This is a genomic window from Actinomycetospora sp., from assembly GCF_055612215.1.
The window spans coordinates 1-1,335 of the sequence record NZ_JBVPVA010000022.1 but is presented as its reverse complement, the minus strand read 5'-3'; the positions used below and the strand labels follow the sequence as shown (position 1 = coordinate 1,335).

The window sequence follows — 1,335 nt, the reverse complement described above, 5'->3', positions numbered from 1 at the left end:
TCGCGCGCTCGGGCCGTCAGATCGTGCTCGCCGTCGTGCTGCTCCTGCTCTACGGCGGGGTGCTCTGGGGCGTGCTGCCCGGCACGCCCGGCGTCTCGTGGCAGGCCCACCTCTTCGGGGCGCTCTCGGGCGTCCTCGCCGCGCGCCTCGTCGCGTCGGCCGACCGGCGCAGCGGGTCCGCCCGCCCGCCCGCCGGTCCGGTGTCGCCCTCCCCGACCGGGCCGTAGGGTGCGCGCGTGGAACTGATCGTCCTGGGGTGCTCCGGCAGCGGCGCCGGACCCGCCTCACCCGCCTCGGGCTACCTCGTCCGCACCCGGGGCACGACGCTCGTGATGGACCTCGGCAACGGCACGTTCGGGACCCTGCAGCGCCACCTGGACCCGTTCGACCTCGACGCCGTCGTCCTCTCCCACCTGCACCCCGACCACTGCGCCGACGTCTCCGGGCTCGTCGTGCACCGCCGCTACCACCCGGACGGGCCGGGCAAGGTGCTCCCGCTGCACGGACCCAGCGAGTCGGAGGTCCGGCTCGCGGTGGCGTACGCGCCGTCGTCGGACGAGCGGGTCGCGACCGACCTCACCGACGTCTTCGACTACCACGTCTTCGCCGACGGCCCGGCGAACATCGGCGACATCGCGCTCTCGAGCGCTCCGGTCGACCACCCGTGCGAGGCGTACGGCGTCCGCCTCGAGCACCAGGGCCGGACGCTGGTGTACTCGGGCGACACCGGCCCGTGCCGGACCCTCGTGGAGCTCGCCGAGGGTGCCGACGTCCTGCTGTGCGAGGCCACCTGGACCCACGCCCCGGACCGGCCCCCGGGCGTGCACCTCTCCGGCACCCAGGCCGGCCAGGTCGCCCGCGAGGCCGGCGCGAAGCGGCTGCTCCTCACCCACGTCCCGTCCTGGTACGACGGCGAGGACCTGCTCGCCGAGGCGCGGGCGCAGTACAGCGGTCCGGTCGAGCTCGTCCGCCCGGACGCGCACTACATGATCTGAGCGGCCGGCCGACCCCGGTCCGCGTCCCGGCCCCGGGGCGGTCTCTAGGGTTGATCCCCGTGGCACGCAGCGACGGCAGGTCCGACGACGAGCTCCGCCCCATCGAGATCCGGCGCGGGTTCCAGCAGCACCCCGCGGGGTCCGTCCTCGTCTCCTTCGGCAACACGCGGGTGCTGTGCGCCGCCAGCGTCACCCAGGGGGTGCCGCGCTGGCGCCGGGACTCCGGGCTGGGGTGGCTCACCGCCGAGTACGCGATGCTGCCCTCGGCCACCCACACCCGCAGCGACCGCGAGTCGGTCAAGGGCCGCGTCGGGGGCCGCACCCACGAGATCAGCCGGCT

Annotated in this window: 2 protein-coding genes and 1 pseudogene; all 3 read left to right on the top strand. The window is 75.5% G+C overall.

The features are described from left to right. Positions 1-227, top strand: a 227-nt coding sequence (locus AC0CYZ_RS00480; protein ID WP_472210954.1) for a rhomboid family intramembrane serine protease, incomplete at its 5' end; no start/stop codon positions are given. A 9-nt stretch (positions 228-236) separates the two neighbouring features. Next, on the top strand, positions 237-995 hold the full coding sequence (locus AC0CYZ_RS00475) for an MBL fold metallo-hydrolase (RefSeq protein ID WP_472210952.1): 759 nt from the start codon (positions 237-239) through the stop codon (positions 993-995). A gap of 59 nt (positions 996-1,054) precedes the next feature. Beyond that, positions 1,055-1,335: pseudogene (gene rph, locus AC0CYZ_RS00470) on the top strand (ribonuclease PH); the annotation flags it as partial.